A 17,790-nucleotide genomic window follows, 5' to 3' on the forward strand; every position below is an offset into this window, starting at 1 on the left:
CGGACGCGTGTCGTACACGTACGCACGCCTCATCGGATGTACCGGCTCGCGCGCCGCTGACCGGATCGGATGGTCCCGTCAGAGGTCGTGCAACCCCACGTGGTGCACCACGAACCGCGCCGGGTCGCTCTGGTAGGCGAAGTAGATCCGCCCGCACTCGCTCCACCGCTTCGCGTCGCCGAGCTTCACGTGGGGCACGCCGTTGAGCCGCGCGCCCTCGAACTCGAAGGACGCGCGACCGGACTGCGTCAGCGCGAGGTCGGTCGTCGCGACGTCGAGGCCGAAGCCGTCGCGGAACCAGTCGGTGAGGCGGGCGGTGATCGTGCCCTGCTGCTCGGCGAACTCCACGGAGGCCTGCCCGAGCGTGAGCAGCGCGGAGCGCATCTGCGCGGGGTGCAGGTATCCGGACTTGCGCCACGTCCGGGCGGCGGTGGCGGTGAACCGCAGGTGCCCGCGGCTGCGCTGCTCCAGGAACTCCAGGAGAGGTTCGGCGTCGTCGGGGGTCAGCGCGGGGGCGTCGTGCCAGTCCACCGGGACGGGCGCGGGCCGGCGGCCGACCTGGCCGAGCGCGATCGTCAGGGACGACACGTCGTCCTCGAGCCGGTGGGCCTCTTCGACCCACTGGTCGATCTCGGCGCGGGCCTCGCCGAGCTGCCGGCGCAGCGCCGCCACCTCGGCGTGCTCGTCGCCGCGGGCGACGGCGGCCTCGACCTCCTGCTGCCGGGCGAGGGCGGCGAGCGCCCGCCCGGCCCGCTCCGCGGTGCGGAACGGCACGTCGATGCCGCGCGAGACCACTGACAGCGGCGCGGTGGTCGACAGGACGTCGGCGACGAGGTCGGAGTCGGGGTCCAGGCAGCCGTCGTCGTAGCGGGGGTGGCTCAGCGCCTCGAGGTGCGGCCAGACGAGCCGGGCGCCGCCGAGCGGCACCTCCAGGTCGATGCCGCGGGACACGGAGGCGATCGCCGCCTTGCTGGACAGGCGGACGACGTTGGCCAGCCCGGGCAGCTCGGCCGCCGCGGCGTCGACGACGTCGAGCTGGGAACGGTGGGTCGGGGCGACGAGGAGCACCGGCAACCGGTCGACTCGGCGCAGGGCGTCGACGAGGACCGCGCCCGCGGCGGGGGTCGTGATGTCGTCACGTCGACCGTCGACGCGCCGCCCGTAGGCGGTGACGACGAGGTCGCGGTCCTCGACGATGCGGCGCACGACGGCGGGCCGGCGAAGGAAGGACTGCGGGGTGGGGGCGATCCAGCCGCCGTGGGCCTCGCGGCCGGTGACGACGCGGACGGTGACGACGTCGGTGGCGTGGTCGAACGCGAGGGTGACACCGGTGACGTGGGTGGCGGGGACGCCGTGGACGGGGACGCGCAGGTCGATGCGCTGGGCGGAGGCCGTGGCGGTCCCGACCCGGTGCCAGGACAGCTGCCGCGGCCCGGGTCCGGACAACGACGGCATCCCGGCGCCGAGGTCGCGCCGTTCGAGGACGCACGCCCCGTCGGCCGTCAGGGCGGTGAGGTCGGGGACGCCGTCGTGGGCGAACTCCAGCCACTCCTGGACGTGCCGGAGCAGCGCGGCGTGCGCCCCGGCCGACGTGGGGTCGGCCGTGGAGCGGACGACGAAGTCGACGACGTACTGGACCTGCACCACGGCTCCTCTCGACGGGTTGTCGTCGAGAGGATCGGCAACCGGGCCGGGCGCGCTGACCAGGACGCCCGGATCGGAGCAGCGGCTACGGCAGGTCCACGCCGTACAGCCGCTCGACCCGCTCCAGCACGGCCTGCCGCTCGGCGAGCCAGAGCCGGCTGAACTCCGCCGCCTCCCGGTCGCCCCGGGCGACGGCCTGCTGGAGCGAAACCGCCGCCCGGTCCCGGTTCTGCACGACCATCCACATCCACGTCGGCACGTCCGACCACCTCCGCCGCGCATGGTGCACCGGGGGTCCGACACGGGCGCCGACCAGGATCGTCGGCGCCCGCTGTCGGAGGACGCGTCAGGCGCCCGGGTACCCCTGACCCGGGCTGGCCAGCCCGGCCCGGTCGGCGGCGGTCCAGTCGTCGGAGGTCCCGAGCTGCGCGCGCAGCCGCGCCCAGCTGAGCACGTCGGTGCGGGGGCGCGACGGGTCGAGGCTCCAGTGGCTGATCGGGTTGCCCCGCCAGGCGCGGCCGGTGCTGGCGCCGATGAAGTGGTGGACCTCCCCGCCGGCGCGCAGGCTGCGCAGGGCGTGGGCGATGCGCCTGGACGCGGAGTTGCCGGTGGGGCCGAACATGCTGTGCCCGGCCTCGGCGACGTGGCGGGCGAACACCGCGGGGGCGACCTCGCGGAGGCGGTGTTCCACGACGCCGTACTCGAGCCAGCCCTCGCCGTCGCGGAAACAGGCGCGCAGCGGGTCGACCAGGTCGGCGGTGACACCGGTCGCGGGGCGCGGGCGGTGGTGGTCGTGGGTCATCTGTTCCTCCAGGGACGGGGTGGGCAAGGAGTTCGTGAGCGGTTCGACGTGGAGCAGGCGGACGGCGCTGCGGTCACCGCAGTGTTCGCACGCGGACTCGGTGGGGGCCTGGACCCACGTCACGCACTCGGTGACGCACTCGGTGCAGACGTCCCTGCTCGTGCAGTTGTGGCCGCAGGGACGGACCAGCCAGACGCGGTGCGTCGCGGGGAACCGGCGGTCCGGTCCGTGGTCGACCTCGCACGCGGGTGAGCCGCCTCCGTGGTGGAACGGGACGGCGGCGCGGTTCGACAGGGTGATCTCCTCATCGGAAGGGTTCGGGGAACGGTCGGCCGGACGGGCGGGAATCCGCTCCCAGCGGGTTCCCGCGTCGGCGGAGTCCCGAAGGTGCGGCCGCGGGCCCGCGATGTCCAGGCCTTGTCACCCGGTCAGCGCAGCGCCCCGGGTGACGACACCGGGCAGCCACCCGCAGGAGCCGGGCAGGAGCTCGGCGCAGTCCTCGAACGTCAGCCACCCGAGGCGGCCGGCGACGGCGTCCCAGTCGACGCCGCGCCGGTGCGGCAGGTGCTCACCGAGCGCAGCGGGGTTGTTCTTGTACTCCCGGTGCAGCCAGCCGTACAACCGCGAGGACGGGTTGCGGTGGAACGTGCGGGGCGTCAGCAGCACCAGGCAGGTGCGGGCGGGGTCGCGGCGGGCCAGGGCGGGGCACAGCCGCGGGTTCGCGTCGAGCAGGACGTCGACGGTGCGGGCGATCTGGTTGCGCAGGACGTCGTGCGTGGTGGTCGGTGAGGCGTCGGAGAGCACCTTCGCCTCGAAGGCCACGGCGAAGCCGGTGTCCGCGAGGAGGATCGCGTCGACCTTGGTGGCCTGTTCCAGCCGGTTCCCCTTGCCGCGCGCCTCGGCGAGCAGGGTCGGGGTGAGGACCCGCTCGTCGAGGTGGCCGGCCAGCCAGTTCCGGTAGGAGACGGGCGACGGGAGGTTCGCCTCGAGGTACAGGTGCTGCTCGTCCCCCAGGGCGTCGCGCCAAGTCGGGAAACCCACGACGGCCGGATCGCCGAGGCAACGGTCGAGCAGGGCCGTCAGGGCGCCGATCCGGTCCTCGGCGTGGAAGGCGTGCAGCAGCGTCGCCGCGCCCCAGAACCGCTCGTCCCGCTCGATCTGGCGGACGCGCCGCAACGCCTTCTCGACGTCTGCGGCCGGCGCGTCCACGGGCAGAGGGACGAGGCCGGTGGCGTGGGCGATGCTCTCGCGGTAGTGCGTCAGGTGCCGGTCGCGGTCACCGCCGGAGGTCACGGGCGCGAAGTGGTTCCGCACCTGGTCCTCGGTGAAGGGCAGGTACACGGGGTGCATAGGTCGCGGCGTGGTGTCGGCCGAGGATTTCCTCCTGAGTGGGCGGGGTCAGTTCCAGTGGGGCAGTGCGGTGACGTCGAGCAGTTCGACGAAACTGCGGTCACCGCAGCGCCGGCAGATCGACGATCGGAGCGCCCCGCCGAGGGCCAGGGCCCGCTCGAGGCAGGACCGGCAGATCCGGGCCGACAGGTAGTCGTGGCCGCAGGCGCGGGAGTGCTCGCTGCGGTGCGTGGCCAGCGGGACGGGGTCGTCGTGGCCGGACATGACGCACCGGGCCGGCAGGTCGGTCTCGTCGGTCGTGGTGCTCTCCTCGCGTGGTTCCTGGTTCGGGGTCGTCAGCAACCGCAGGCGCCGCTGGGGGTGATCTCGTAGTTGCACTCCGGGCAGACGGGACGCGCGGTCTCCGCCGCGGCGGTGGCGCGCCGCGAGGAGCCGGCGCCGCGGGCCGGGCCACCGGCCCGCCAGTCCAGCGCCGTCGCGGCGTGGCGCAGCACTGCGTCGCGGGAGCGCTCGCAGACCGGCTCCCGGACGACCAGGTACGTGGTGGCGGTGGTGGGTTTCCTCAGCTCGGCCCCGGGCACGTCGAGCAGCGCGGCGTTCGCCAGTTCCGGGCGGACGGCGATCTCCAGGCGGTGGCGGTGGGCGAAGACGGCGATGGCGCCGATCGGGGAGGGGCTGACGCTCACGTAGTCCTTCTGCCGTTCGGTGCGCAGGCTGCGGGTGGTGGCGAGGTCGCGGAGCAGGTCGGCGACGAAGGGCGCGGCGCCGAGGCCGTTCAGGTCGTTCTCGTGGTTCACGGGTTCTCCGAGTGGTCGGTGGTTCAGGCGAGGGCGGCGCGGACGACGCCGACGAGGTCGGGCGCGATGCGGTAGACGGTCGTGTCACCGAGGGAGTGGGCGAGACCGTTGTCGCGCTGGAAGGGCTGCGGCGTGCCCGGGTAGTGCTTGTCGAGGTGCCGGGTCAGGGCCCGCCACGTGCTGCGGAACTCGTACTGGTCCAGGACGAGGAGGTCGCGGATGCGCGTGGAGGTCCACCACTCGGCGGGGTCACCGGCGAGCATCGCGCGGGCCAGGTCCGCGACGCGGGTCGTCGCCTTGTGCGGCTTGGCGAACAGCTCGCGGAACAGCGGCACCAGCGGGTCGGCCGCCGTCTCGATCACGGCGGGGGCGTGTCCCTGCTGCATCCGCCGGGCCAGCCACTCCAGGGCTTCCGGGTACAGCTCGGCGGGAACGTGCAGCGCCAGGTACGGCGTCGGGCCGGCAGCGGGCAGGGACACGGGGCTCCTCGGGGTGGTGGTGTGTTCCCACGATGCGCTCGGGAGCTCGTACGGGGAAGAGGAACGCCCGCGGATCACCCGTATGCGCCACACGAGCACCGTGTGCCCGCCGGGCGGGTGCTCCGTCCAGGTGGTTCCCGGAGCACCCCGAACTCTGCGCCGGCACAGAGAACCGTTGCTCCGCAACGACGGTGGTCGTCGCGCGGCGTCACGGGCGACGTTCCCCGTGTCCGTCGCGCCCGGCAGGATGACCCTCAGCCATCTGCCACACGGGACACACGGGAGCCCCGGCGACCCGGCCGACTCCCCACCGGACGAGAGGAAGACCGTGCCCACCACGCACACCACCGGCGACCTGTTCGCCCTCGACCTGCCCGCGCTCGCCCACGGCTGCAACTGCCGCGGATCGATGGCCGGCGGCATCGCCCGGCAGTTCGCGGACCGCTGGCCGGCGATGGAACAGGAGTACCGGCGGCGCTGCCGGGCCGGGGAGTTCACCCTCGGGGACGTCATGCCGTGGGTGACCGGCGAGGGGGTCGTGGTCTACAACCTCGCCACCCAGGTGGAGCGGGGCGCGGACGCGCGCCTGGACGCGATCGAGGCGACGGTCCGGACGGCGCTCGCGGACGCCGCGCACCGCGGCCTCGACCGGCTCGGGGTGCCGCGCCTCGGCGCGGGCATCGGTGGGCTGGCGTGGGCGGACGTCCGGGAGGTGCTGGAACGGGCCGGGCGGGAGTCGGCGGTGGAACTCGTCGTCGTCACCCGCCCGACCGCGGGGCGCCGTTAGCGCGGCGCCAGCAGCTCCCGCGCCTCCCCCGTCAGCACCGGCTCCACCCGCTCCCACGGCACGACGTACCGCCGCACCCCGTGCCCACCGAGCTGGTAGTCCTGGAAGGAGAACGCGAGGCCGTCCGGCCCGGACTGCCACGTCGCCCAGTTCCCCACCTCGGGGGCGAGCCCTCCCGGGTCGGTGACGGGTTCGCCCTGCGCGGCGGCGATCTCTTCGACGACGGGGCCGAGGTCGGCGAGCGCCGCCGCGGGGTCGGTGAACACGTCGCCGAGGGTGACGGGTCGCGCGGTGCGGACGTCGACGACGGTGGAGGCGAGGGTGGTGGTGGGGTGGGCGGTGCCTTCGGTGCTGTCGACGACCTCCAGCAGCACCTGGACGGTGCGGCCGTCGTCGGTGGTGACGGTGCCGCGGCCGGTGATCGTGCGGGGCGGGTCGCCGTCCTGGACGGTGGCGCGGGCGTCGTCCAGCAGGTCCTCGGCGGAGGCGGTCACGCGCCGGTTCACCTCGTCGGCGACGGGGGTCCCGTTGAGGCGGGGCACCACGACGTCCCAGGTGAGGGTCCGGTCGTCCCCGGTGAGGTGGGTGTCGGTCCAGACTGACGCCGACGTCGAGGCCGAGGTCGAGGCCGAGGTCGAGGCCGAGGTCGAGGCCGAGGCCGAGGCCGATGGGCTCGCGGTGACGGTGACCGTGGCCGCGGGGGCGGGCTGGTCGGCGCCGCAGGCGGTGATGCCGGCCACGGCGAGGAGCGCGGCGGTGCGCAGCACCGGGCGGGACGGGGACACGGCGGGGGCCTCCCTCGGCGACGGGCTCGTCAGCCTACGGATGGGCCGCGGCCCGCGCGGGCGTTTCCGGCGGGCGTGCACGACCCCGTGCACCCGGTCCGCCGCCGCGCGCGGGTCCTCGTGCTCCCACACCCGCACCACGCACCACCCCGCGGCCGCGAGCGCCGCGTCGGTGTCACGGTCGCGGGCGGTGATGCTCGCCAGCTTCACCCGCCACCAGTCCGCGTTGGCCTTGGGCCGGTGGACGTGCACGGGGCAGGAGTGCCAGAAGCAGCCGTCGACGAAGACCGCCACGCGGGCGCCGCGGAAGACGAGGTCGGCGCGGCGGCGGCGGTTGGTGCCGGGCGGGGTGGCGTCCACGAGGTAGCGCAGGCCGCGGCGGTGCAGTTCGCGGCGCAGGGCCAGTTCGGGGCGGGTGTCCTTGCGGCCGGTGCGGCGCATGATCCCGTCGACGGCGGTGTTGGAGGCGGGTGGGGCGGGGCCGGGTTCCTCCCACGCGCTCACCGCCGCACCGTACGGGAACCTCGCAGGGCGGACGGACGGTCGTCCACAACCGGTGCCGCACCACCTCACGGGCCGAGCAACGCCGCCGGGACGACCGCGATCCCGTCCCTGCGCCGGTACGCGTCCCGCCCGGCGGTGACGACGACCGCATCGAGGAGCCCGTCCCCCAGTTCCCGCTGCAACCAGTGCAGGTGCTTGACGTCCGCGTCGGTGACGACGCCGGCGAGCTTGACCTCGACGGCCAGAACTCTGCTGTCGCCGCGTTCGACGACGAGGTCGACCTCGTGGTCGCCTCCGCGCAGCCGCAGGTGCCCGACGCGGGCTTCGGCGGCCTGGGCGTGGACCCGGACGCCGAGGGTCACGAGGGACTCGAACAACTGCCCCAGCAGCGTGGCTTCCCGGCCGGCGCCGCGGGCCGGGGCGGCGGCGGCGAGGGCATCGGCGTCGACGCCGAGCAGCCGGGCGGCGAAGGCGGGGTCGAGCAGGTGGTGCTTGGGCGCGGCCGCGAGCCGCGCCAGGTGGTTGCGCGACGGCGTCCAGGCCGGGACGGGGTCGAGGAACCAGAGGCGTTCGAGGATGTCCCGGTACGCCGTCGTCGTCGTCTTGGCGGGTTTGTCGAGGTCGCCCGGGGTCGCGGCCTCGAGCAGCCGGTCGTACGCGGTGACCGTGGAGGTGGCCGCGGCGTAGGCCGTCATCCACCGCCGCAACGGCGCGGGGTTGCGGACGGCCCGGCCGAGGTCGGGGAAGTCCCGGTCGACGATGGCGTCCAGGTACCCGTCGAGCTGGGCCCGCCGCAGCCGGGGGGACAGCCCGCGGATCGCGGGCAGCCCGGAGCGGCAGATCTCGTCGGCGTACTCCTCGAGGCCGACCGTCGTCGTCCCGGCGACCTCGGGGCGACGGCCGGACAGGAGCGCGGCGAGGGACACCGTCGGTGCGGCCACCCCGCGCTCGGGCAGCGTCATGGGCCGCATCCGGACGCGGACGATGCGACCTGCACCGCTGTGGGTCCCGGTGTCCCGCGGCACGGCCGAACCGGCGAGCAGGTACGCACCGGGCGGGGCACCGGCGTCGACCGCGCGCCGCACCGCGTCCCACGTGGTGGGGACCTGCTGCCACTCGTCGACGAGGACGGGTCTCTGCCCCCGCAGGGCGCGGGCGGGGTCGACGACGGCGAGGTCTCGTTGCGCGGGGTCGTCGAGCTGGACGACGGTGGCTGCCCGCTGCAGGGCCGTCCGGGTCTTGCCCACGCCCTTGGCGCCCTCGAGGGCGACGGCGGGGAGCCCGGCCAGCAGTTCGTCGAGCTCGGCGTCCACCACGCGGGCGGCGTACGGGACGGTCGGCACGGCCGAACGCTACCTTTTGGCGCACTTCAACGCTACCTTTTGGCGTAGCCCTGCGCTCCCATCTGCGCCCGGACCGACGGCTGATTAGGGTCGAACCCCGACCACCGAGGAGGTCACCGTGGACCGTTCGCACCGCGTGATGGGGGCCCTCGTCGGCTCGGCCGTCGGGGACGCCCTCGGCGCCCCCTTCGAGTTCGGTCCGCCGCACGCCTTCTCCGCCCGCTTCCCCACCGCCGCCCGCGGTGTCGCCACGGAGATGTGCGGGGGTGGCTCGCTGGGCTGGGCGCCGGGTGAGTTCACCGACGACACGCAGATGGCGCTGCTGCTCGCGGAGTCGCTGGTCGAGCACGGCGGGCTGGACGAGGCCGACGTGTTCGCGCGGTTCCAGCGGTGGGCGCAGGCCGACCCGCCGGACATCGGCGTCCAGACCTCCGCGGTGCTGGGGTCCGGGCTCCCGTGGGACGCCGCGGCCGCCGAGCACGTCCGGGCCGGGCACCGCGCCGCCGGCAACGGCTCGCTGATGCGCACCACGCCGGCTGCGATCTTCTTCGCCCGCCGGGGCCGGGACGCCACGGTGGACGCGGCCCGCCGGATCAGCGCCCTCACCCACGGCGACCCGGCCGCGGGCGAGGGCTGCGCGCTGTTCCACGTGGCGCTGCGGGCCCTGCTGGACGGCGGGGACGCCGACGCGGCGATCACCGACGCCCTGCCGCTGGTCGCGCAGGAGCACCGGGAGAAGTGGACGCGCACGTGCCACCGGGGCTGGACGCCCGCGGACGCCACCGAGTCCAACGGTGCCGTCTGGCCGACCCTCGGCTCGGCGTTGTGGGCGCTGCGGAACTCGGTGACCTTCGAGGAGGCGATGCGCCTGGTGGTCGACCTGGGCGGCGACACCGACACCGTCGCGTGCGTGACCGGCGCCCTCGCCGGCGCTCGCGCGGGCATCACGGGGATCCCGATCCGCTGGACCTCCCCCCTGCACGGCCGCGTCCCCGGGTTCGGCGACCGCGTGTGGGAACTGCGGCACCTGCAGTGGCTCGCCCTGCGACTGGACGGGTCCACCGCGCCGCTGCACGAACCCCGCCCCACGACGGGGCTGGAACCCCGGGAGGTCTCCCCCGGCGTGTGGGCGTCCGACCTCGACGGCGCGCGCCGCAGCGACCCGGATTTCGCCGTCGTCTCGTTGTGCCGCACGGGCGGACGGTTCGGCCACGACGTGCAGCGCTTCGCGTACCTCACCGACGACGACGCGAACTCCGAGATCGTCACCGTCCTGGACGACGTCCTGGGTGACGTGGCCGCCCTGCGCGCCGACGGCCGCCGCGTCCTCGTGCACTGCCACGCCGGGGCGTCCCGCACCGGCCTGGTCCTGCGCGCGTGGCTGGTCCGCGAGGAGGGGTTGTCGGCGCGGGAGGCGACCGAGCGGGTCGCGGCCGCGTGGCCGCACCTGAGCGAGTGGAACCCCGCGTTCACGGCGGCGCTGGGCGAGCTGGCCCGGCGGGCGTAGGTGGACGCGCTCGACCTCGGCGCCCGCCTCGCCCAGCTGCTGGCGACGGGCCGGCGGGTGTCGACGTACAAGCTCGCGACGCTGGACGCACTGCTCCAGCACTGCCTGGAGAACCCGGTCGGGGAGCACGAGGGCCTGCGGGTGCCGATCCCGGACCTCGCCGAGCGGGTCGTCGAGGCGTACTGGCCGCAGGTCCGCGTGTACGGCGAGCACGGGGTGTTGCGCCAGGTCCAGCACACGCGCCCCGGGGCCGTGACGATCCCCTCGATCGTCCACGACCTGCAGCACGAGGCGCGGACGTGGGGGTTGTCGACGCCCGCGCAGCTGCGGCAGGCCGAACCGCGGCGGTGGTCGGCCGCCGTCGACCGGATCGCGGTGACGCTCGCGCGGCAGCCGGTGTTCCGCCTGCAGAAGAGCGGTGGCCGTGAACCGGGTGTCCCGTTCCTCTACGACGACGCCTGGCTGCACGACGACGTCTCGCGATCGACCCTGGCGCGGCACGACTGGTCGATCGACCTGTTCCCCGGCGTCGCGACGGCCCTGGCCCGCGTCTCCCCGCTCCTGCAACCGGTCGTCCAGCAGTGGTGGGTCGACGACGTCCAGCGTCACAACGCCGCCGAGCTCGACGTCCCGGATTTGCACGCGTTCCTGTTCGGGGCCGACCGGGCGGCCGTGGCCCGGCTGGCGCCGGGGTTGCGGGAGTTCCAGGACGACCGCTGCTTCTACTGCGGCCGGCGGCTCGGGGCGGGGGTCCACGTCGACCACGTGCTGCCCTGGTCGCGCCTGCCGCTGGACGGCGTCCGCAACCTCGTGGCGGTCGACCCGCGCTGCAACGGCGACAAGCTCGCGACGCTGCCCGCCGTGGACCACGTCCGCGACCTCCTGGCCCGTCCGGAGGCGGACCTGCAGGCCCTCGCCGCGCCGTTGCGCTGGCCGGTGGACACGGAGCGGGTGCGGTCGGCGGCGACGGGGTTGTACCGGGCGGCCTCGCCGGGGTCGCCGTTGTGGCGGGCGCCGGGGTTGTACGACTTCTTCGACGGCCGCCTCGTCTGGTGAGGTGCGTCCCGGCCACTCCCCGCGCACGCCGCTGCTCCGCACGGGTGGTTCCCCTGTGAGGCACCGTGCCCGACGAGTCGGACGATCTCCCGCTGCTGCAACGGAAGACGCTCATCGGTCCGCCCCGCGCACCGCGCCATCGTGTCGGACCCCGGCGAGACGTTCCCTCCCTCACGGGAGGAGGACGTCATGACCAGCAGGGGCCGCCGCCGCGCGCAGGTGCGTCGCGCCCGGGTCGTCCGGATGCGCCGCGGGGGGGGGGGGGGGGGGGGGGGGGGGGGGGGGGGGGGGGGGGGGCCCCCGTGGGTTAGGAGGAAACAATATATACTACACAACGCAAACACTTCCGGTGCGGGAAGGTCCGCAGCGGCAGCCGCGCCGAGGCCGAACGCTTGTACCTCGTCGCCAGCATCAACGGCGGGCACCTGAACCGCGTGCGGTTCTACCTCTGCGCGTTCGGCAGCTGGCACTGGACCCGTCAGCTCCCCCGCCCCGCCACCGGGAAGGCAGCACCCCCGATACCCGCGAGACCCGCGGAACCCGACGACGGCCTGACCCCCGACCAGCGCCTCTGGCTCGCCGACCTGACCGCGGCCGCCGCGTCACCCGCGACGGGTGACGGCCTCCCGGTGCGCGGCGGCGAGCGCCACGACGGTGAACAGGACCGCGCTGCCGAGCACCCACGCGACGTGCACGCCGAGCGGCTGGGTGTCGAGGCCGGTGAGCCAGCGGATGTCGCCGTCGTCGGCGACAGCGTGCAGGACGACCTGCCCGAAGTGGTAGCTGGGCAGGTACTGCGCGGTCTGCCCGATGACGTCGGGCAGTTCGGACAGCGGGACGAAGAACCCGGAGACGAACGACAGCGGCAGGAACAGCACGTTGGTGACGACGACGGCGGTGCGGGGCCGGGCGAGGTAGGCGATGGCGAAACCCAGCGGGCTGAACGCGAGGACCCCGGCGACGAGCAGCACGGCCAGGGTGGCCCACTCCCCCACCGCGAGGTTCACGTCCCCGACGAAACCGGCGAACAGGCACAGCGCCGTCACCATGAGGACGCCGTGGACGAACCCGGCGCCGAGCTTGCCGAGCTGGTAGGCCCCGGCGGGGACGGGGGTCGCGGCGAGGGTCCGCAGCCAGCCGCGGCCGCGGTCCTTGGCGACGTCCTCGCCGAACACGACGATGCCGAGGGTGAGGGCGCCGTAGCAGCCGATGCCGGCGAGCATGACGAGGCCGGTGTCGGTGCCGCCGGGCAGGGTGGAGTCGGCGTTGGGCAGGCCGAAGATCGCGTAGAGGATCACCGGCAGCGTCATGCCGAGCACGGCGAACTCGGGGCGGCGCAGCCCGGCGCGGGCTTCGGTGAGGACGGCGAGGCGGGAGAACGCGAGGCGTGACCCGGTGCGGGGCAGGGCGTTCGGGGCGAGGTTGGTCATCGCGGGTCTCCGGTGGCGGCGAGGGCGTCGGTGAGGGTGAGGTAGGCGGTTTCGAGGTCCCCGTCGCCGGCGAGCGCCTGCGGGGTGCCGTCGGCGACGCAGCGGCCGGCGGCGAGCACGACGACGCGGTCGGCGACGGCGGCGGCCTCGGTGAGGTCGTGGGTGGCGAACAGGATGGTCGCGCCGGCGGCGGTCGCGGCGCGGGCCTGCGCCCAGAAGGCGCGGCGGGCCAGGACGTCCATGGCGGCGGTCGGTTCGTCGAGCAGCAGCAGTTCCGGTTCCCCGACGAGGGCCAGGGCCAGCAGCAGGCGCTGCCGTTCCCCGCCGGACAGGGCGGTGACGGTGCGGGTGGCGCGGGTCGTCAGGCCGGTGCGGTCCAGGACGTCCGCGACGGGCAGGTGGTGGGGGTAGGCGTGCCCGACGAGCCGCACGAGTTCGCGCACGATGACCTGCTCGGGCAGGCCGGCGGACTGCAGCATGGCCCCGACGCGGGCCCGGGCGGCCGACGGCGGGCCGCCGAGGACGCGGACGGTCCCGGTGGTGGGCCGGACGAGGTCCAGCAGCAGTTCGAAGGTGGTGCTCTTGCCGGCGCCGTTGGGTCCGAGGAGGGCGACGACCTCGCCCTCGCGGACCCGCAGGTCGAGTCCGTCGACCGCTCGCACGGCGCCGTAGGTCTTGGCGACGCCGCTCATCTCGATGACGTCCACGGGTGGCTCCTCCGGGTCGGGGGTTGTGCGGTGCCGTCGACGCTAGGAGGCGGCGGGGTCCGTCCGAAGTGCCGGAGGTCACCGGCTGCACCCGTGACTCCTGGCACGGGTGCGGCCGGGCCGGTCCCTCCTACGATCACGGGGTGTTCACCGGGGCCCAGGACCGCGCGACGGCGGTGACGGGGTACGTCGCGATCGCCGCCGTGGGCGTCATCGCGCTGGTCGGGGGCGGGTCGTCGGGCACCACCGGCTGGTGGTGGCTGGCGTACGGGGTGTTCGTGGCCGCGTTCGTCGTCGACGACCTCGTCAGCGGCCGGGTCGCGCCGAACCGGCTGCCGGCCCGGGCCCTGCTGGCGGTGGGGGTCGCCTCGGCGCTGGTGACGTGGTGGCTGGCCCCGCAGGCGAGCTGGACGGCGATCCTGTTCGTGGTGACGGTGGTGCCGGCGGCGATGACGTCGCCCCCGTCGCTGACCGCGGCGCTGATCGCGGTGCAGACGACGGCCGTGGTCGCCGGTGCGGCCCGGGTGGGCGCGGCCCCCCACGAGGTGGTGGCTCTCGGCGCGCTGTACGGCGCGTTCCAGGTGTTCGCCGCGGTGGTGGTCGTCGCCGGGCGGCGGCAGGGCGAGCAGCGCGCCGCGCTGGCCGCGGCGCACGCGCAGCTGCGGGCCGCGTCGGCGTTGCTGGCGGCCACGAGCCGCGACGCGGAACGGCTGCGGATCTCCCGGGAGCTGCACGACGTCGTCGGGCACGGCCTGACGGCGCTCGCGCTGGAGCTGGAAGTCGCCGCGCACCGCGCGCAGCCCCCGGTCGCGGAGCACGTCGACCGGGCCCGGTCGATCGCGAAGGGTCTGCTGGGGGACGTGCGCTCGGTGGTGGGTGACCTGCGCGGGGAGGTGCAGGGGCTGGAGAGCGCCCTGCGGGAGGTCGTGGACCGGACCCCCGGTCTGCAGGTGGTGCTGACGGTGCGCGAGGAGGTCCCGGTCGGGCCCGAGCGGGCGCTGGTGGTGGTGCGGTGCGCGCAGGAACTGCTGACGAACACGTTGCGGCACGCGGGGGCGCACCGCTTCACCCTCGACGTGGTCGCCGACGCGGCCGGGGTGCGGTTGCGCGCGAGCGACGACGGGGCCGGGGCCCGCCGGGTGCAGCCGGGCAACGGGCTGACCGGGCTGACCGAACGGGTCGAGGACGTCGGCGGGACGGTGCGCTTCACGACGGCCCCGGGCCGGGGTTTCACCGCCGAGCTGGAGGTCCCGGCGTGAGCGGCCCGATCCGGGTCGCGGTGGTGGACGACCAGACGCTGGTGCGGCAGGGCATCCTGCGGCTGCTGTCGCTGAGCGAGGAGGTGACGGTCGTCGGGGAGGGCGAGGACGGCGACCAGGCGCTGGACCTGGTGGCCCGCGGCGACGTGGACGTCCTGCTGCTGGACCTGCGGATGCCCCGCCGCGACGGGATCTCGGTGCTGGAGGCGTTGCGGGACAGCGGGAGCGAGGTCCCGGTCCTGGTGCTGACGACGTTCGACGACGACGAGCTGGTCCTGGCGGCGCTGCGGGCGGGGGCCCGGGGGTACCTGCTGAAGGACGTCACGCTGGAGCAGGTGCTGTCGGCGATCCGCACCCTCGCCGACGGCGGCACCGCGCTGCGCCCGGCGCTGACGGACCGGTTGCTGCGCGCGGTCACGGCCCGGCCGTCCGCGCCGGCCGGTCCGGCCGACCTGGGCGCCCCGGCGCTGACGCCGCGGGAACTGGACGTGCTGCGGCTGGCGGCGGCGGGCTGGTCGAACAAGGAGATCGCGGCCGCGCTGCACCTGGCCCCGGGGACGGTGAAGAACCACGTCACGGCGGTGCTGCTGAAGCTGGGGGTGCGCGACCGCACGCGGGCGGTGCTGCGGGCGCTGGAACTGGGCCTGCTCGACGGCTGACCCGGCGACGCGGCGGCTCCTGCACGGGCGCGGGGGCCGACCTACGCTGGACCGGTGAGGTCGCTGCTGCGCCACCCACGCGCCCGGCACGACCCGCGCCCGGCGATCGCGGAGTTCTGGGCGTGGTGGCTGGCCGAGGGCGCCGACGGGTGCGCCGCGGCGCTGGACGCCGGTGACGTGCACGGGGTCGCGCCGCTGCTGACCGGCCGGGTGGGGCGCCTGCACCCGGCGCTGGCCTGGAGCGTGGGGTCCGGGCAGTGCGCGACGGGACGGCGGCTGACCGTCACCGCGAACGGCGACCCCGCGGCCCGCTCCACAGCCCACCGGTGGTTCCTCGCGGCCCCGCCGGAGACGGCGGACTGGTCCTACCGGGACGAGCGGGGACCGGCGCTGGACCTGGACTTCACGGTGGACGCGGTGGGCCGGACCCTGGCCTCGGGGGACGTGCGGGCGTCGTGGGAACCGCACGAGGACCGCGAGCACCTGGACGTGCGGCTGGTGCACCCGGCGTTCGCGGGGCTCGACGGCGACGCGGCGGCGCAGCTCGCGTTCGACCTGCTCGACGCGGCCGTGGGCGAGCGCGCGGTGGAGCTGTGGGTGGGGGCGGTGACGTGGGGCCCGGACCCGGCCGGCGGGCCGGGCGCCGGGGGGCTCGCCGAGCTGCGGGCCGCGGTCGAGGCGGTGGCCGCCGAGTTCACCCCCGCGCACGACACCGACGCGGTGTGGAAGCTCGCCGAGGGTCTGGACCGCCACGGGCGGCCGGTGCTGGTCTCGACGGTGGTGCCCTTGTCCCCCGCGGCGTTCCCGCTGTTCGACCGGCACCTCGCCGTGGAACTCGGCTACCCCGGCGCCCTGCCGGGCGCGACGGAACTCGCCGCGCTGCGGGGTTTCGAGGACGAGCTCGACGCGGCGGTCGGGCAGGACGCCGCCGTCGTGGCGCACGTGACCGTCGGCGGCACCCGCACGGTGCACCTGTACGGCGACGCGCTGTCCGACGTGGAGGACGTCGTCCGGGCGCAGGCGGCGCGCTGGACGACCGGCCCGCACGCGGTGTCGGCCCACGACGACCCGGCGTGGGAACGGGTCGCGGACCTCACCCGACCCGCGACGGGAACCCCGGGACCGGTGCGCCCACCCGGGTGATCCCCCTCAGCCCACCCCGAGCACGCTCCGAAACACCGGTGTGGGCATCGCCGGGGGTGGAGCGCAAGAGCAGGCGCGACGCGCGACGGCGCGCGTCGCGCGGCTGCGCCACGAGCTGAGCGCGGCGGAACTGCGCGAGCAGCTCGCGGCGGCGGAACGCTCCGAGCACGCCTGGTCGGCCGGGGCGGAGGGCGAGCGCCTCGTCGCGCAGACGCTGACGGGCCTGGACCGGCACGGCTGGGTGGTGCTGCACGACGTCCACTGGCCGGGGCGGCGGTACGCGAACCTGGACCACGTGGCGATCGGCCCGGGCGGGGTCGTCGTGGTGGACGCGAAGAAGTGGTCGGGGGACGTCACCCTCGACGACGGTCACCTGCGCCAGAACGGGTACCGGCGCGACCGGGAGCTGGACGGGGTGGCCCGGGCGACGGCCGCCGTCGCCGCGCTCCTGCCGCCGCGGCACCGGTCCGCGACGCGGGGCGTGCTGTGCCTGGTGGACCAGCCGTTCCGCCCGGCGCGCACCCGGTCGGGGGTGCGTGTGGTGGGCCGCACGCACCTCGTGGGGCACCTGCGGTCGCTGGAGGAGACGCTGACCCCGGGCGAGGTCACCGACCTCGCGGAGTTCCTGCGCGCGCAGCTGGACGGGGAACGCACCACCACGGCGGCGGTCCACGTCCCGGCGCCGCGGCGGGGGCTCCCGCCGGGGCGACCCGCGGCCGCGCGCCGGCCACCGGCCCGCCGGTCGGCCCGGAGGTTCCGCGAGGACCTCCTGGCGCTGCTGCTGGCGCTGGTGGTGCTGTTCCTCGGCTCGATGCTCCTCACGCACCTCCTGGCGCGGATCGCCGCACCGCTCGGCGCAGGCGCCTGAGGAGCCGGTCGAGGAACCCGCGCGGCGCGACCCGCACCAGCGGGAGTTCCACCTTCGCCCGCTGCGCGGCGGACAGTTCCTCGCGCAGCACCTCCACCAGGACGCGGGTGTCGTCGACGGCGTCGTGCGCGCGCAGCTGCTCGATCCCCCAGTGCGCGGCGAGCGTCGACAGCTTCAGGTTCGGCACGGGCAGGTCGAGCCGGCGGGCGAGCTTCCACGTGCACAGGCGGTGCCGCACCGGGAGCCGGACCCCGGCGGCGCGCATCTCGGCGGCGATGAACTTCCAGTCGAACGTCGCGTTGTGGGCCACGAACACGCGGCCGGTGAGGAGCGCGGCGACGGTGGGGGCGACCTGGTCGAAGGTGGGGGCCCCGACGAGCCGTTCGGCGGTGATGCCGTGGACGTCGACGGGCCCGGGGTCGCGGCGCGGGTCGACCAGGGAGGACCAGGACCTCTCGACCACGCCGCGGGCGTCCACGAGGCAGACGGCGATCTGGACGATCCGGTCGCCGGTGGCCGGTTCCCACCCCGTCGTCTCGACGTCCAGCACGGCGTACCTGTGCCGGTAGCGCCGGGCGACCGCCCGTGGGAGCGGCGGGGTGGGGTCGAGCACGGTCATCAGGTCTCTCCTCGCTGGTGGAACGGGGAGAGCGTGGCAGAGGGCTCCGAC

The 17,790-nt window shown here is 75.4% G+C and carries 18 protein-coding genes and 1 pseudogene; 7 read left to right on the forward strand and 12 right to left on the reverse strand.

Annotated elements, in window-relative coordinates:
* Window positions 1-78: 78 nt before the first annotated feature.
* The 7 genes from ACRYRX_RS18620 to ACRYRX_RS18650 all read right to left on the reverse strand — a co-directional run bounded on the left by ACRYRX_RS18620 (window position 79) and on the right by ACRYRX_RS18650 (window position 5,072).
* Window positions 79-1,644, reverse strand: a complete 1,566-nt coding sequence (locus tag ACRYRX_RS18620; RefSeq protein WP_432514277.1) for a hypothetical protein — start codon at window positions 1,642-1,644, stop codon at window positions 79-81.
* 85 nt (window positions 1,645-1,729) lie between these two features.
* Entirely contained in the window at window positions 1,730-1,903 is a 174-nt protein-coding gene (locus ACRYRX_RS18625) for a hypothetical protein (RefSeq protein ID WP_432514279.1), read from the reverse strand.
* A gap of 87 nt (window positions 1,904-1,990) precedes the next feature.
* Window positions 1,991-2,446, reverse strand: coding sequence for a hypothetical protein (locus ACRYRX_RS18630; RefSeq protein WP_432514280.1), 456 nt, complete (start codon window positions 2,444-2,446; stop codon window positions 1,991-1,993).
* Between the two features lie 420 nt (window positions 2,447-2,866).
* Complete coding sequence (locus ACRYRX_RS18635; protein ID WP_432514281.1) at window positions 2,867-3,796, reverse strand: hypothetical protein; 930 nt, start codon at window positions 3,794-3,796, stop codon at window positions 2,867-2,869.
* A 48-nt stretch (window positions 3,797-3,844) separates the two neighbouring features.
* Window positions 3,845-4,138 carry a hypothetical protein gene (locus ACRYRX_RS18640; RefSeq protein ID WP_432514283.1) on the reverse strand — a complete coding sequence of 98 codons (294 nt, stop codon included), beginning with the start codon at window positions 4,136-4,138 and terminating at the stop codon, window positions 3,845-3,847.
* A complete protein-coding gene (locus ACRYRX_RS18645; protein WP_432514286.1) occupies window positions 4,132-4,593 on the reverse strand; it encodes a hypothetical protein in 462 nt (153 codons plus the stop codon). The genes ACRYRX_RS18640 and ACRYRX_RS18645 overlap by 7 nt, the downstream gene beginning before the upstream one ends.
* Window positions 4,594-4,616: 23 nt before the next feature.
* Window positions 4,617-5,072 carry a hypothetical protein gene (locus ACRYRX_RS18650; RefSeq protein WP_432514288.1) on the reverse strand — a complete coding sequence of 152 codons (456 nt, stop codon included), beginning with the start codon at window positions 5,070-5,072 and terminating at the stop codon, window positions 4,617-4,619.
* Window positions 5,073-5,400: 328 nt separating this feature from the next.
* Here ACRYRX_RS18650 and ACRYRX_RS18655 point away from each other — a divergent pair, with 328 nt between their 5' ends.
* Window positions 5,401-5,859 carry a macro domain-containing protein gene (locus ACRYRX_RS18655; protein WP_432514290.1) on the forward strand — a complete coding sequence of 153 codons (459 nt, stop codon included), beginning with the start codon at window positions 5,401-5,403 and terminating at the stop codon, window positions 5,857-5,859.
* A gap of 857 nt (window positions 5,860-6,716) precedes the next feature.
* Here ACRYRX_RS18655 and ACRYRX_RS18660 read toward each other — a convergent pair.
* Both ACRYRX_RS18660 and ACRYRX_RS18665 read right to left on the reverse strand, forming a co-directional pair.
* Window positions 6,717-7,085, reverse strand: a pseudogene (locus ACRYRX_RS18660) (very short patch repair endonuclease); the annotation flags it as partial.
* 128 nt (window positions 7,086-7,213) lie between these two features.
* Window positions 7,214-8,491: an ATP-binding protein gene (locus ACRYRX_RS18665; protein WP_432514293.1), complete on the reverse strand. Its 1,278-nt coding sequence runs from the start codon at window positions 8,489-8,491 to the stop codon at window positions 7,214-7,216.
* Between the two features lie 118 nt (window positions 8,492-8,609).
* Here ACRYRX_RS18665 and ACRYRX_RS18670 point away from each other — a divergent pair, with 118 nt between their 5' ends.
* Window positions 8,610-9,998, forward strand: a complete 1,389-nt coding sequence (locus tag ACRYRX_RS18670) for an ADP-ribosylglycohydrolase family protein (RefSeq protein WP_432514295.1) — start codon at window positions 8,610-8,612, stop codon at window positions 9,996-9,998.
* A complete protein-coding gene (locus ACRYRX_RS18675) occupies window positions 9,999-11,054 on the forward strand; it encodes an HNH endonuclease (protein WP_432514297.1) in 1,056 nt (351 codons plus the stop codon). It begins immediately after the preceding gene.
* A 602-nt stretch (window positions 11,055-11,656) separates the two neighbouring features.
* Here ACRYRX_RS18675 and ACRYRX_RS18680 read toward each other — a convergent pair.
* Together ACRYRX_RS18680 and ACRYRX_RS18685 are read right to left on the reverse strand one after the other, a co-directional pair.
* Window positions 11,657-12,484, reverse strand: a complete 828-nt coding sequence (locus tag ACRYRX_RS18680; RefSeq protein ID WP_432514300.1) for an ABC transporter permease — start codon at window positions 12,482-12,484, stop codon at window positions 11,657-11,659.
* A complete protein-coding gene (locus ACRYRX_RS18685; protein WP_432514302.1) occupies window positions 12,481-13,191 on the reverse strand; it encodes an ABC transporter ATP-binding protein in 711 nt (236 codons plus the stop codon). The genes ACRYRX_RS18680 and ACRYRX_RS18685 overlap by 4 nt, the downstream gene beginning before the upstream one ends.
* 143 nt (window positions 13,192-13,334) lie before the next feature.
* On the opposite strand from ACRYRX_RS18685, the gene ACRYRX_RS18690 reads away from it, so the two are divergent.
* The 4 genes from ACRYRX_RS18690 to ACRYRX_RS18705 are packed head-to-tail and all read left to right on the forward strand — an operon-like array spanning window position 13,335 to window position 17,120.
* Window positions 13,335-14,450 (forward strand): sensor histidine kinase, encoded by a 1,116-nt coding sequence (locus tag ACRYRX_RS18690; RefSeq protein WP_432514303.1) that lies wholly within the window; start codon window positions 13,335-13,337, stop codon window positions 14,448-14,450.
* Window positions 14,447-15,109, forward strand: a complete 663-nt coding sequence (locus ACRYRX_RS18695) for a response regulator (protein ID WP_432514306.1) — start codon at window positions 14,447-14,449, stop codon at window positions 15,107-15,109. Before ACRYRX_RS18690 ends, ACRYRX_RS18695 begins: the two co-directional genes overlap by 4 nt.
* Window positions 15,110-15,163: 54 nt before the next feature.
* On the forward strand, window positions 15,164-16,252 hold the full coding sequence (locus ACRYRX_RS18700) for a hypothetical protein (RefSeq protein ID WP_432514308.1): 1,089 nt from the start codon (window positions 15,164-15,166) through the stop codon (window positions 16,250-16,252).
* A 40-nt stretch (window positions 16,253-16,292) separates the two neighbouring features.
* Entirely contained in the window at window positions 16,293-17,120 is an 828-nt protein-coding gene (locus ACRYRX_RS18705; RefSeq protein WP_432514309.1) for a nuclease-related domain-containing protein, read from the forward strand.
* Here the strand turns inward: ACRYRX_RS18705 and ACRYRX_RS18710 are convergent.
* Complete coding sequence (locus ACRYRX_RS18710; RefSeq protein WP_432514312.1) at window positions 17,071-17,739, reverse strand: exonuclease domain-containing protein; 669 nt, start codon at window positions 17,737-17,739, stop codon at window positions 17,071-17,073. The genes ACRYRX_RS18705 and ACRYRX_RS18710 overlap by 50 nt on opposite strands.
* Window positions 17,740-17,790: the final 51 nt, after the last annotated feature.

The organism is Kineococcus lubricus (genome assembly GCF_050871965.1).
Classification (GTDB): Bacteria; Actinomycetota; Actinomycetes; order Actinomycetales; family Kineococcaceae; genus Kineococcus.

Coding starts and splice junctions, on each gene's coding strand:
- ACRYRX_RS18630 (WP_432514280.1), bottom strand. CDS start 2,446: ATGACCCACGACCACCACCGCCCGCGCCCCGCGACCGGTGTCACCGCC.
- ACRYRX_RS18635 (WP_432514281.1), bottom strand. CDS start 3,796: ATGCACCCCGTGTACCTGCCCTTCACCGAGGACCAGGTGCGGAACCAC.
- ACRYRX_RS18680 (WP_432514300.1), bottom strand. CDS start 12,484: ATGACCAACCTCGCCCCGAACGCCCTGCCCCGCACCGGGTCACGCCTC.
- ACRYRX_RS18710 (WP_432514312.1), bottom strand. CDS start 17,739: ATGACCGTGCTCGACCCCACCCCGCCGCTCCCACGGGCGGTCGCCCGG.